Source organism: Mesorhizobium sp. BAC0120, from assembly GCF_033542235.1.
In the GTDB taxonomy this organism is placed as follows: domain Bacteria; phylum Pseudomonadota; class Alphaproteobacteria; order Rhizobiales; family Rhizobiaceae; genus JAWRCU01.
Window position 1 is genome coordinate 1 of record NZ_JAWRCU010000038.1, and the last position, 13,781, is coordinate 13,781.

At 61.9% G+C, this 13,781-nt stretch carries 8 protein-coding genes and 1 tRNA gene; 3 read left to right on the forward strand and 6 right to left on the reverse strand.

Annotation, left to right across the window (positions count from 1 at the left end):
• The first annotated feature begins 42 nt into the window (after positions 1-42).
• Positions 43-119: transfer RNA gene (locus SAZ10_RS33225), tRNA-Met, on the forward strand.
• 245 nt (positions 120-364) lie between these two features.
• On the opposite strand, the gene SAZ10_RS33230 is transcribed toward SAZ10_RS33225, so the two are convergent.
• The gene (locus tag SAZ10_RS33230) at positions 365-1,162 is read right to left on the reverse strand and encodes a lytic transglycosylase domain-containing protein (protein ID WP_318613842.1); all 798 of its coding nucleotides are present in this window, start codon (positions 1,160-1,162) and stop codon (positions 365-367) included.
• Positions 1,050-1,517, reverse strand: coding sequence for a recombinase family protein (locus SAZ10_RS33710; RefSeq protein ID WP_412535347.1), 468 nt, complete (start codon positions 1,515-1,517; stop codon positions 1,050-1,052). Before SAZ10_RS33710 ends, SAZ10_RS33230 begins: the two co-directional genes overlap by 113 nt.
• Positions 1,518-1,906: 389 nt before the next feature.
• On the opposite strand from SAZ10_RS33710, the gene SAZ10_RS33240 reads away from it, so the two are divergent.
• Entirely contained in the window at positions 1,907-2,635 is a 729-nt protein-coding gene (locus SAZ10_RS33240) for a class I SAM-dependent methyltransferase (RefSeq protein WP_318613843.1), read from the forward strand.
• Between the two features lie 101 nt (positions 2,636-2,736).
• The gene (locus tag SAZ10_RS33245; protein WP_318613844.1) at positions 2,737-2,973 is read left to right on the forward strand and encodes an aminoglycoside adenylyltransferase domain-containing protein; all 237 of its coding nucleotides are present in this window, start codon (positions 2,737-2,739) and stop codon (positions 2,971-2,973) included.
• A 109-nt stretch (positions 2,974-3,082) separates the two neighbouring features.
• On the opposite strand, the gene SAZ10_RS33250 is transcribed toward SAZ10_RS33245, so the two are convergent.
• The 4 genes from SAZ10_RS33250 to SAZ10_RS33265 all read right to left on the reverse strand — a co-directional run.
• Positions 3,083-3,823, reverse strand: coding sequence for a GGDEF domain-containing protein (locus SAZ10_RS33250; RefSeq protein ID WP_318613845.1), 741 nt, complete (start codon positions 3,821-3,823; stop codon positions 3,083-3,085).
• A gap of 370 nt (positions 3,824-4,193) precedes the next feature.
• On the reverse strand, positions 4,194-5,342 hold the full coding sequence (locus SAZ10_RS33255) for an ABC transporter substrate-binding protein (RefSeq protein WP_318613846.1): 1,149 nt from the start codon (positions 5,340-5,342) through the stop codon (positions 4,194-4,196).
• On the reverse strand, positions 5,339-5,707 hold the full coding sequence (locus SAZ10_RS33260) for a hypothetical protein (RefSeq protein WP_318613847.1): 369 nt from the start codon (positions 5,705-5,707) through the stop codon (positions 5,339-5,341). Before SAZ10_RS33260 ends, SAZ10_RS33255 begins: the two co-directional genes overlap by 4 nt.
• Positions 5,708-5,782: 75 nt before the next feature.
• Positions 5,783-13,781 (reverse strand): DUF5801 repeats-in-toxin domain-containing protein (locus SAZ10_RS33265; RefSeq protein ID WP_318613848.1); only part of this gene is annotated, 7,999 nt, incomplete at its 5' end.

Sequence of the window (13,781 nt, forward strand, 5' to 3'; positions counted from 1 at the left end):
GAACCTGAATTGCGTCGGCAAACACCGACGTCTTGCCGGTGACGCGGGGTGGAGCAGCCCGGTAGCTCGTCAGGCTCATAACCTGAAGGTCGCAAGTTCAAATCTTGCCCCCGCAACCAAACCAAAAACGCCCCGCACAAGCGGGGCTTTTTGCGTTTAGGGCTGCCTCGCGATGCCCGTGGCGGCATGCCCGGCGATCGCTCCTCAATCACCGACAGCATGAGAGCGAATGACCGGATGGGCCGTTGACAGTAAGCGTCCATTTGACCCCGTGTTTCGCAGATCAATGAAGGGGGCGACACTCCCGCGATGATTCTCGCAGGAGATTGGTTTGCAGTCTGCACCGAAGTCCAGACCTGACTATTTAGTTGCCGTCGATCGCCGCGCCTATGCGGGCGATCGCCTGCTGATAGACACCCGCGGAGTTCCACGCCGCGATGGCGCCCATGTTGCCCTGATAGCCCCCGCCGGCCCGCCAGCCGTGCGCCCTAAGGAAGTTGGCCGTAGACATCAGCGCGGTATTCTTGTCGCGCAGGTTCCTGCTGCCGACACCGTATTTTAGGATGTTCCCGGGCAGGAATTGGGTGTGGCCGATCTCGCCGGTCATGGCGCCGACCGAGCTGACACTCAGTGCGCCGCTGTCGACTAGCTTGAGCGCCGCGATGGCATGCGGGACGAAGAATTGTTGGCGGCGGCAATCGTAGGCGAGCGTCACGATTGCCGAAACAGTGTTCTGGTTGCCCATGGAGGCGCCGAAGCCGGTCTCCATGCCCCAGATGGCGAGCAGCACCCCGGGGGGCACGCCGTAGTTGCGCTCGACCTTGTCGAAGAGCGCTGCGTTCGCCTTCTTGAGCGAACGGCCCTTGGAAATGATCGCGGAGCCACCGCGTCGTCTCATAAAGTCGTCGACGGAGCCGCTGAAAGCCTTCTTGGCGGCGCGGTCGGCCTGAATGGTCCCTGCGGCGTATTTCGCGCCGGCAAGCGCCGCAAGGCCCTTCTTCTTGACGCCGGCGGCCCCTGCCTCCTCGGCAAACCCCACTTTCCACTGTTCAAACCCGGCGGCACCGTTGCCGCATGAGGCCGCCTGAGCAACGCACGTCAGAAGGCATGAGGCGACGGCGCTCGCAGCAGCAATCAACTTTCCTGTGGCAAAGCATGCCATGTCGCTCTCCCAATAGGTCTGAACCATCATGCATCCGCCGCACGGCGCGGGCCGGGCACAGCGTGAATAGACGAGCCACCGTGATCCATGCTGCGAGTGCCCGAAAACCCGACTCAATGCCCTCCATCTGCCGTTCCTTCCGGAGCGCCGTTTCAAACTCAGCGAAACTGGCGAGGAGACCGAATAGCAGCTTCCCGCTTCGGGTCGTAGTGTCGATGCCGCTATGGCTTAGATTACCTGAGACTATAATCCGTTTCGGGATCACATTCAGAGAGACTGGGTTCAAGTTATCTGCCGCCATTTTCGCGCGATCACAGTGCAATTCCGATGGCTCGCATCTCGTCGGCACGCTCATGGGCGGGGTGGCGGCCGCTCAGGAAACGCCGGATTTCGATGCCCTGCCACATCAGATCCGGCTAGGGCATCGAAATCCGGCGCAAGGGTCGCGGCAACCGCGTCACCCCAGCGAATCCAGGTGCAGCTAAGTGTCCGGCGCCGCCGCTTCACATCGATTTTGGCGTTGAACAAGGCGTTGACAATCCAGGCGTCGCAAAACATTGTCGAGGCATGGTCGAGCAGGACACTCACATAGTCTCCCGGTTCGCCGGCATCCCAGAAGGCGGGATGCCGGGATGTCGACCGCTCTAACGTCGTTTGCGGAACGATATCTGGGCCTCGCCCCTTCGTGGACGAGGCTTTCCGCATGAGCTGTGCTTCGTCCCATCATGTTCGATGGAGTTCACCTTGGCACAAAACATCTACGACAATCCCGACTTCTTTTCAGGCTACAGCCGGCTTCCACGGCAGGTGCATGGCCTTGCCGGTGCCCCCGAATGGCCGCGCTTGCGCGCCATGTTTCCCGATGTCGCGGGCAAACGTGCCGTCGACCTCGGCTGCGGTTTCGGCTGGGTTTCACGTTGGCTGCGTGAAAGCGGCGCCGACAAGGTCCTGGGTATCGACCTGTCCGAGAACATGATCGCTCGGGCGAGGGAGACTACCGCCGACACTGAAATCGATTATCGAATTGCGGATATCGAGACAGTCGAGCTTCCGGAGGCGGCTTTCGATTTCGCCTTCAGTTCCCTGACGTTCCACTACATTCGCGACTTCGACCGGCTCGCTCGCATGATCCATCGGGCGCTTACGCCGGGCAGCCATTTTGTGTTCTCGATCGAGCACCCGATCTTCATGGCCGCCGCCCATCCGAATTGGATCGAAGATGAAGACGGGCGAAAGGCATGGCCAGTGAATCGCTATTCCATCGAAGGGGAGCGCCGCACCGACTGGCTTGCCAAAGGCGTCGTGAAATATCACCGCACTATCGGCACCACCCTCAATGCGCTGATACGCGCCGGATTTGCCATCGAAGCCGTGGATGAGTTCGCGCCAACGCTGGAACAGATCAGGGAAAACCCGGCGCTGGAGGAAGAACTGGAACGGCCGATGATGCTTCTTGTGTCGTCCAGTCGATAGCGTCTGTGGCGTCAACGCTGCAACTCCCTCACGACCCTTGCGGCCGGGAGGCCAGCAGGGCCGTGGGGGGATGGCAATGACTCTCGAATGCAGAACAATGAATGATGCTGACCCTCGCCCGGAGGTGGCAGACAGCCACCACGGGGAAGTTCATTGCCAAAGACACCGCCGCAACATGGGCGATGCCTCATTTGCCGGAGCCAATGACGGAAGTGTTGACCTATGCGCGCGAGGCATATCTTGGCCGAGCCAACGATGATCGGGGAAACAGGCCGTTCGATGCACGGCAGATGGCAAATCATCCGCACCAACAGGTGATCGCAGCTCTGACGGCATAGAAGGAGCTCCATCTGAGCTCAAGATAGACGTGCTGCCAGACCAGCGCGGCCCTCCCATCAGCAAGAGGCGGCGGCAAGTGGCTGCAGCCGCCCGACAGACGCTCCCTTCTCAGTGAGCGGGCCTCTGTTCCTGACCCGCCGATGGATTGCCGGGCATTCGGGCAATCGCGACTTCGCCGGCCTCCTGCGTGCCGCTCAAATGCTGCTCGGCGACGCGGTATAGTTCCTGGAATTCCAGTGCGTCCTCGAACATCACGCCGGCTACCCTGACAGACAGCATGCCTTGATCGCCAGTCTCGACCGATTGGTTTGGAGCGAAATAAACGCCTGCTACCCCGGCCCGGATGCGCTCGCCGACCGAGCGCGCATTATTCTCGCTCGCACCAGGCAAGAAGATGCCAAACTCGCCAGGGCCAAGGCGACCAACGATGTCTTCACTTCGGACGGATGAGCGGATCGTCGCGGCAATCAGGCGGAGTGCTTCTTCGCCCCAGCCAAAGCCGTAACGCATGTTGATCGCCCTGAGATTGTCGGCATTTATGATCAGAAATGCCCCCTGTCGCGGCCCCGCCTTCGGCTTGGCGGCCGCTCTCAGGTCGACCACTGAAGCGAAGGCACTGCTGTTGAAGAACGCGGTCACCCGATCATGGGATGCGGAGTGCGTCAGTTCTCTCCGCTGACGGCGGATTTCCTGCAAGCAGTAGCCGAGTGCCAACGACAGCGGCGCGCCAATCATGATGGGCAGCACGGCTGCACCGATCACGCTGCGTACGAAGGCGGTAAGACTGTCGCTGAAGAGAAGAAGGTAATTGACCAGCAGCGAGAAGGCGAGGCTGATCGCTGTCCCCATCAACGTTACTCGAGCAATATATCCCCATGCTCGAACTCGGTTTTGGGATTCTTCATGCACCACGGGCCGGCTCCTGTTCAAGTCAGCCGCGTTCTACCTCGCCCCGGTTCCGCTTCAGTTTCATGAAAGAAGCGCATTTGAACTACCCACGCCTTTGGCGAATCGCCAGGTTGTTCGTAAGTCGTGATCGATCGACAGCGCACATGTCAATGACTGCGACCCATCTCTGCGGCCGACCAGTCAGGCTGGGATCCCGGATGTTACTGAGCGGCAAGCGTTCAAGTAGGGCCGCAACGCCGCTGCAGCTCTTCGTTCCGCATCGTCTGCCTGAAAACCGCTGCCCCAACAGTTTTCAGTCCGATGCGCCAAGTCAGAATATTGCGGGAGGTGGCTGGATTTTCTTGAGGCGGCCCTTGTCGATCCGATAGAGCGCAAGCAGCCGATCGCAGCTGCCGTCGCTGCGGAAACGGAAAGTGCCGGTTGCTCCCCTGAATCCCTTGCCGTCTTCGACTATCACGCGGGCAAAGCCGTCGCGTCCGAGCGCCCGCGCGATGCCCGAGGAGAGCGCCACGACGTCATAGGCGTAGGCCGCGAGCGGCGTGAGCTCACGGCCGAACCGTGCGCGAAAGGTGCTTGCCACGGTGCTCAATTCGGCCTCGTCGAGATCTGCGATCAGGACTCCATTGAACAACGGATTGCTGAGATCGGAAGCTCGCCAGCTGTTGTTCCCGGCGATCTTGATCCTTGCCCCGCCCTTTGCCCTGACTGCTTCGACGATCATCGCCGGGTCAAATGCGCCACCGGCTATGATCACGGCATCCGGCGAGCTCGTCACCGCAAAGACCGTGTCCACGGCTTTCAACACCGAGGCTCGATCCTGCGAGTAGCGAGCCTTTGCGACAATCCGGCCGCCGTGATCGGCTGCTGCGAAGTCGACGGCTTTCTCCGTCGCGGCAGCACCAAACCCTTCCGGAGCGAGGAGAACGAAATTGCGCGCGCCCTCCTTGGCAAGCGCCCGTGCTCCGGCCGCCGCACTGACACCGTTCTGCAGGGCGACATCATAGATGCTCGCCGCCCCGGGAACGCCATCCGCCAGCAGGAAGATGGGCGAGAGCTTGCCGCCTCTTATCGTCGCGACATCCGCAGCGGCTGGCGCCTCGAATGGACCGATGATGGCTGCAGCGCCTTCGCCCATCGCCTTCAGCGCCGCGCTCTTCGCTCCGGCGGACGAATCCTCCAGCGTGACGGTCAGCACGTCTTTCCCGAGATGCTCAACGGCGAGCGTCGCCCCCTCCCTGACGTCACGGGCCCGCTCAGCAACGGCACCGGTCGCGGAGAACGGCAGGAGGGTCGCGATCCGAACCGAGCCGGATCCGATCTTCGTTTCGGCAGAGTGAGGCGGGGAACTCACCGAAGGTGCGGGCGTGGCGGCCCGCATATCGAAAACATTCTTGTCCCCGCTCCCCGACGTGCAGCCGGTCGAGGCGAGCGCAAGAAGCAGCAACCAAATCGGCTTCAATGCATATAGCTCTGCATGCGGCTATACGCGCATCCGCAATTGTTGAGATTCTGCTCGTCGCGATAGCTGGCCTTCAGGTAGCCATATGCCTTGCCGCAGGAATATTTGGCCTCGTTCGCCCAGACGAAGACCGGCCGGCTGGAATAGATCCAGCGCTGATCGTTGCTGACGGCGATCGCCTCGTCCATGAGCCGGGCGACCTCCTGCTTGAGGCTGACCACATCATTGTCGACAAGCAAGGCTATCGACTGGTGGTCGGCGCAGTATGGGGGCTGCTCGGCGACGATCACATCGGCAGCCAGGGCAGGCCCGACGGCCGCCCCCAGCAGCGCCAAGATGGCTAATTTCCTGACAAGTCCCCTCATATCCGCGCTCCCCAAAATGCAGTGATTGTCACGCTAGCGAAAATGCGGCCGGAAGCAAGCTCCCGGCCGTCACTGTCAAGGCGTGGTGTGGACAGTCGTCTGGTGGCTGTCGTCGTACAGGATCTTGATGGTGTCGTGGACGCCGGTGAGCGTCGCGACCTCCACGAAGTTCGTGCCCGGACCGGTCCCGTCCGCATCGACTTTCACAGAGGTATTCGCACCGACGGTGCTGACCTGTACGAGGCTCAACGCGTCCGCTGCGTTGGCGGGAGCCCCGGCACCCAAGGCACCGAATACCTTGCTCAGATCGAGGACATCGCCTTCGCCTGAGTTGTAGTCGGTAATGATGTCGTGAATGTTGAGGTTGAGCGAGTCGGCGCCGATGACGAAAGTGTCGGCTCCGGCGCCGCCGGTCATGGTGTCAGAACCAGTACCCCCAATCAGTATATCGTTGCCGCTGCCACCGATCAGGGTGTCGTTACCGGCGCCACCGTTCAGGATGTCGTCGCCACCACCACCGTACAACGTGTCGTGCAAGGATGAACCGGTCAAATTGTCCGCAAACGACGTGCCGATAAAGCCCTCAATGTTCGTGTAACTTCCCGAAGTCGTTCCGGCATTGAAGTTCGTTGGCAAAGAACTTTGAACCAAGGTCAGAGTAACGCCCGAAGTCAGTTCTGAAAAATCAAGCAGGTCGGTCCCTGAGCCTCCATCGTAGCTCCCGCTACTATTGTTGGCGATCCTGAGAACGTCGTTGCCGCTTCCACCATACATGGCGTTGTTGGCGAAGGCTCCACCGATCAGTAGATCATCGCCACCGCCGCCATAAAGAGAGTTCGATGAATTGTCGGCACCAATGAGAAGATCGTTGCCGTCACTGGCGCTTTCCTGCACGCCATCGCCATAAAGGACATGCGATCCAGCGACAGTTGCCGCCAGGACGTCATTGCCCTGTCCCCCCTGGATGTTCGCATTGCCTTGGGCTTCGATCAGAATATCGTTCCCGGACGTTCCGATCAAAGCATTGACCCTTGTTACTGTCGCTGTCGTGGCTGTCTGATTGACTCCGTCGGTAGCGCTATAGTTGAACGAGTCGGATGAGCCGGTTGGGCCTGTAATCTTGAACGTGATGCGCTCATGATCCGCGGACAACGTGGCGTTCGACGTCACCGAGGCGACTGACAACTTGTCGCCATTCAGATCAGTGTCATTCCAAAGCAGGGCCGCCGCGGGGATAATGAAATCGCTGGCGTTAGTCTTGTGCACCAAAACAGAGTCGGCAATGGCTGTCGGCGGCACGTTCTCCACCACGTCCAATACGCCGATCGTGAAGTCCTGCGTCGATGTGCCCCCGTGCCCGTCCGAAGCCTGGACGGTGATCGTGTGTGAGGCGTTCGTTTCGAAGTCGAGGGCGCCCGCCACCGTCACGACACCGGTCGTCGCATCGATCGCGAAACGGCCGCCGGCATTGTTGGTGAGCGTATAGGATACCGTGTCGCCTGCGTCTGGGTCGGTGGCGTGCGCCGTGATGCCCACCACGGTGCCAATTGCAGCATTCTCGGCGACGGTGTTGGGAGCCGTGTCTGTGTCGGTCGGCCTTGTCGGGTTGTCATTGGCACCGGTGATGTGGATCGTCAGCGTCGAGGTGCTGGTCGCGCCGTTGGCGTCCTGCACGCCGTATTTGAAGACGTCGTCGACCTCCTGGCCTGCCCTCAGCGCGTCGAAGGCTGCATTCGGGGTGTAGGTGTACGTGCCGTCCGCCTTCATGATGAGGTCGCCATAGGTGCCGTGGGCGACACCGTCAGTGCCTGCCGACACCCAACTGACGGGTTGCCCGTTCGGCGATAGCGGCTGGATGGTGACCACGCTGAGCGCATCGCCATCGGGGTCGCTGTCATTGGCGAGAACATTGCCCGACGGAGCCGCCACACCGGCGTCGATACCGGACGTATCCGAAAGCGACAGAGTATCGGCCGTCAGAACCGGCGCGTCGTTGGTGCCGGTCAGCTTGATCTCGACGACATGCTGAGCGGTGCCGCCCTGTCCGTCGGAGACTTCGATCGTGTAGCTGATGATCGACTGCCAGCCCTTGGGCAGGAAATTGAATGCCTCGCTGCCGGAGTCGAACGACCAGTTGATCTTTCCTTCCGTGGCACCGTTTCCGATCACCGGATTGGTCCCGAGGTGGAAGAAGTCCTTCAGTTGATCGAGGGTGACATGGCTAAGGATGCCGGCTCCGGTTGCGGTGACCGAGACCACCTGGGCATTGACCGTATTGGGGACATCGAGATCGGTGACGGTCAGCGTTCCGCTGGTGGTCAGCCCGGCATCGGTCTCGATCAGCGACTGGTGGTCGCTGTCGCCCGCCTGGACAGTGATCACCGGCGCGTCATTGGTGCCGGTGAGCTTGATCTCGACGACATGCTGAGCGGTGCCGCCCTGTCCGTCGGAGACTTCGATCGTGTAGCTGATGATCGACTGCCAGCCCTTGGGCAGGAAATTGAATGCCTCGCTGCCGGAGTCGAACGACCAGCTGATCTTTCCTTCCGTGGCACCGTTTCCGATCACCGGATTGGTCCCGAGGTGGAAGAAGTCCTTCAGTTGATCGAGGGTGACATGGCTCAGGATGCCCGCTCCGGATGCGGTGACCGAGACCACCTGGGCATTGACCGTATTGGGGACATCGACATCGGTGACGGTCAGCGTTCCGCTGGTGGTCAGCCCGGCATCGGTCTCGGTCAGCGACTGGTGGTCGCTGTCGCCCGCCTGGACGGTGATCACCGGCGCGTCATTGGTGCCGGTGAGCTTGATCTCGACGACATGCTGAGCGGTGCCGCCCTGGCCGTCGGAGACTTCGATCGTGTAGCTGATGACCGACTGCCAGCCCTTGGGCAGGAAATTGAATGCCTCGCTGCCGGAGTCGAACGACCAGCTGATCTTCCCGTCCGTGGCACCGTTTCCGATCACCGGGTTGGTCCCGAGATGGAAGAAATCCTTCAGTTGATCCAGAGTGATGTGGCTCAGGATGCCCGCACCAGACGCGGTTACCGAGAGCACCTGGGCATTGACCGTATTGGGCACATCGAGGTCGGTGACGCTCAGCGTACCGCTGGCGGTCAGCCCGGCATCGGTCTCGGTCAGCGACTGGTGGTCGCTGTCGCCCGCCTGGACGGTGATCACCGGCGCGTCATTGGTGCCGGTGAGCTTGATCTCGACGACATGCTGAGCGGTGCCGCCCTGGCCGTCGGAGACTTCGATCGTGTAGCTGATGACCGACTGCCAGCCCTTGGGCAGGAAATTGAATGCCTCGCTGCCGGAGTCGAACGACCAGCTGATCTTCCCGTCCGTGGCACCGTTTCCGATCACCGGATTGGTCCCGAGATGGAAGAAATCCTTCAGTTGATCCAGAGTGACGTGGCTAAGGATGCCCGCACCAGACGCGGTTACCGAGAGCACCTGGGCATTGACAGTATCGGTGCCATCGACATCGGTGACGCTCAGCGTACCGCTGGTGGTCAGCCCGGCATCGGTCTCGGTCAGCGACTGGTGGTCGCTGTCTCCCGCCTGGACCGTGATCACCGGCGCGTCATTCACCGGATTTACCGTGATCGATACCGTGTTGCCGACGTGCGGATCGCTTTCGTCGCCGTCGCCGTCCGTGATGATGTAGGAGAAATCCGCCGTCCCGTTGAAATTGGCGTTCGGCGTGAAGGTCCAGTTTCCTTGCGCGTCGAAGGTGTAGACGCCGACGCCGAGCACGGTGAAGGCGTAGACGCCGCCGCCCTGATTGACACCTTCGGTGGCGATCGTATGGAAGTTGGTCCCGCCGTCGAAGCTGATCTTGGTCAGAGTCGCGCCATCGGCGCCCTGGATGTCGTTATCCAGGACATTGCCGCCGTGGGTACCCGTATCCTCGTCGAACGACACCGGGTCGTCTGCGACTGCTATCGGCACGTCGTCGGCGACATTAACGGTGAAGCTCTGCTCGATCGTATCGCCGTCGCCGTCGGTTGCGACCACAGTGAAGCCGAGCGAGAGTGACGTGCCGTCGCCGGTAACGTGGTCCAGATTCTGGTACAGCGTGAAGATGTAGGTCGGATTCGCTGGTGAGCTCAGGGCGACGATAAAGACCGGCTGATCGATCGTCTCCGTCGACTTGAAGGCGACCAGCTGCTTTTCGCCGCTATCCGTCGTGCGCAGCTCGTAGGAAAGAGCGACACCGTCGGATGTGATCCCCGTCGGGTGCAGGGGATGGCCCCCGACATCGGTGGCGAAGTCGATGCGCGCGCCCTTTTTGTCTGCCCCCCAATCGATCTTCAGCGACTCGAAGCCGAACTGGACACCGGGAAGGCCGGCCTCGCTGACACTGGCGGACACCGGCGTGCCTTTCGAGGTCGGCACGTCGTCGGTCACATTCACGGTGAAGGACTGGTCGATCGCATCGCCGTCGCTGTCCGTTGCACGGATGTCGAACCTGATCGCAAGCGAATCTGTACCGCCGCCGGAGGCATGATCGAGGTTCTGGAACAGCGTGAAGGTATAGGTGGCGTTGTCTTCGGTGAAAGCCACGATGAAGACCGGCTGTGCCGCGCTCTCGCCTGTCTTATAGGCTGTGAGCACGTCATTGCCCTGACCGTCAGTGACGATTTGGTAGACGAGTGGGTTTCCGCCGGAGCTCAGGCCTGCCGGCAGGCCCGCGAGGCCGTCTTTGAAGTTGATATGCTTGGCCGCGCCATCGTCAGAATTCCAGTCGATGGCGAGCGAGGCGCTCACGACCTGTGCGCCAGGCACGCCCGCCTCATCGACGGTGCCGGTCCCGGCGGTGCCGGCCGTTGGCGTGTCATCGATCACGTTGACGGTGAAGTGGCCGCCGACGCTGTCGCCATCCGAATCCGTTGCGACGAAGTCGAAGGCAAGCGGCAACGAGGTTCCGTTCGCGCCTGTATGGTCGAGATTATTGCTCAGCGTGAAGTTGTAGCTTCCCGAACCATCGTCTGAAAGCGTTACGGTAAAGATCAGGGCGCTGGCCGGTGGTGTCGAGCCAATCCAGACGCCGCCCTTCTCCGTGATGTAGTTGGTGCCGTCGTAGCGGTAGGCCGTCAGCGTGTGGCCGTCATTGGAAAGCTCGTAGCGGATGCCGTAGCCGTTCGACATGACGCCGGCCGGCGTCGCGCCGTCCAAGCTGGGGTCGAAAACCACGTCGCGGTCATTCGGGCCGGAATTCGGGTTGGCGTTGTCGGCGCCCCAGTTAATGTAGAGCGGCGCGTCCACGATGCTTTGCGAGACGAATGCGTTCGAACCACCGCTCTGCGTCGTTTCGACGAGCGTCGGATCGCTCGCATGCAAATCTACGTTTGCCAGATAAGTGCCGGTGTTATCTCCCGGTCCCGTCTCTACGAAGCGGATGGTATTCGAGGTTCCGTCGGCGATCAGATTGAGCGTCGCCGTGGTCATCGTCGTTCCCGGCGCGTAATGCGCGACCAGGGTGTTGTTCCAATAGACATCCAGGCCTGCGCTGGCTGGATTGGATGCGCCATACTCGAAACTCAGCGTATAGCTTTGTCCAGCCACGAGGGCGACCGTCTGTGAAATGCCGACATTGCCGGGCGTCGCGGCGAGGTCGACCATGGGCGCGCCATTGCTGGTGGACACACCAAGATAGCCGCTGTCGATTCTCTCGAGTTGCACACCCGTCTGGCCTGGCGTCGTACCCTCGATCTGCCATCCTGTGACATTGGTCGACGATTGTCCCCAGCTTTCGCTGTTCCAGACACCATCCGTGAACTGGCCGTTAACAAGCTGATTGCCCGCCGCTGGCGCTCCGATCACCGGCGTGTCATCGTCGACGTTAATCGTCAACGAGCCGTTGGCCGTGTCTCCGTCGCCATCCTTCACCTGGTAGGTCAGCGTGAAGCTCTGGTTGTTTTCGTCATTGCCCGCCTGGTGGGCAATCGGCGCGTTCTGCGTCACCGTATAGGCGCCGCTCGCCGGGTTCAGCGTCACCGTGATGACCGTCGTGCCGTTCTGCTTGATCAGCAGGTTGTCGCCCGACTTCTCATAGGTGAAGCCCGTCGCCCCGCCGCTCGTCGTCACATTGGTCAGCCACTCGATCGTGCCGCCGTCGGCGCCGAAGGAGTGCGCCAGCGTGCCGGACGTATTCTGCGCATCGGCGTCATCGCCTGGGCCGCCGGGATTGCCGCCCGCGAGCGCGTCGTCGTCGAGGCGGACGAGGCCATTCGTACCGGCGGTCGGGCCGTCGTCGAGGAACTGGATCTTGTCGCCGATCTGCACCGTCTTGGTGACGGTGTCGCCGTCATTGTCGGTGACGCTGTAGGACACCTGGATCTTGCCGGAGAGGTCGACCGCCTCGTTCGCGCTATTTGGATTGCCATGCGCGAGCGACAGGTACTGGGCGATATTGACGCCGCCGAAGGCATCGATCGCGATGGCGAAGGCAGCCTGGCCGTTGGCGCCGCCGACGCGGCCCACGATAAGGTCGCCCTCCTGGAACAGGCGAATGTCGTCGCCCGCCGTGGTCTTCAGGCCGGACAGCACGCCATCGTTGCCGACGATCTGCAGCGCCAGGGTCTTCGAGCCCGGTTCGTCCGCGCCGGTGTTCGAGGAGTAGGTGAACAGGACGTTGCGCGCATAGCCGATCGCGCCCGAGCCCGCGACATCCGGATCATCGCCCTTGTTGGCGACGCCGGAGAACAGGGCTTGCGCAAATGCGGCCGGAATGCCGGAGAGATCGTTCGTGCCGCTCTGGGCGCCGGGCGTCTCGTCGTGCACGACACTGTTGTTCGTCAGGGCCAGATTGACCACCGGCACGTCGTCGGTGACCGTCACCTTCGCCTTGCCGGTGAGCGTCACGCTGTCGCCGTCGCCATCGGTCGCCTTGATGACGGAGCCGAAGTCGATGGCGTTGATCGAACCGCCCTTTGCGACCAGATCCGTGTTCTCGTCCGCGCTTCCGGGCGCAGGCTTCACATGGTCGAGCTGGTCATACAGGCGGAACGTAAAGTTGCCGTGCGAATCGAGCGTGAAGCTCAGCACCGTCCGGTCGCCGATCGCGTTGTACTTGCCGTTGCCGTTGTCGACATAGCCGATCAGCGCGTTGCCGACGACCGCAAAGCTCAGCACCCCACCCTTCGACTGCAGGCCGAGCGCCGCCATGGCGGCGGCCGCATCGCCGGTGAAGGAGAAGCCGCCGCCCGCCGCCGGGCCGTCGGCGCCGAAGGAGACCGTCGAAGCCAGAGAGCCCGACGCCGTGGCAGCACCAAGAAGATCGGTCGAGGAGCCGTCACCCGTGCCGTCATTCGGGCTGGTGCCCACCGACAGCAGGTTCGCGATATCGTCCTCGTTGACCGTGACCGGCGCCGTGCCCGCCGCAAGCGTCGGGCCGTCGTCGTCGACATTGATCGTCAATGAGCCGTTGGCCGTGTCTCCGTCGCCATCCTTCACCTGGTAGGTCAGCGTGAAGCTCTGGTTGTTCTCGTCATTGCCCGGCTGGTGAGCGATCGGCGCGTTCTGCGTCACCGTGTAGGCGCCGCTCGCCGGGTTCAGCGTCACGGTAATGACCGTCGTACCGTTCTGCTTGATCAGCAGGTCGTCGCCCGACTTCTCATAGGTGAAGCCGGTCGCCCCGCCGCTCGTCGTCACATTGGTCAACCACGAGATCGTGCCGCCGTCGGCGCCGAAGGAATGCGCGAGCGTGCCCGACGTATTCTGAGCATCGGCGTCATCGCCCGTGCCGCCGGGATTGCCGCCGGCAAGCGCGTCATCGTCGAGGCGCACGAGGTCATTCGCACCGGCTGACGGGCCGTCGTCGAGGAACTGGATCTTGTCGCCGATCTGCACGGTCTTGGTGACGGTGTCGCCGTCATTGTCGGTGACGCTGTAGGACACCTCGAGCTTGCCGAGGAGGTTGACCGCCTCGTTGGCGCTGCTCGTATTGCCATGCGCGAGCGACAGGTACTGGGCGACGCTCACGCCTCCGAGGCCATCGATGGCGATGGCGAAGGCGGCCTGGCCGTTGGCGCCGCCGACGCGGCCCACGACAAACCCACCCTCCTGA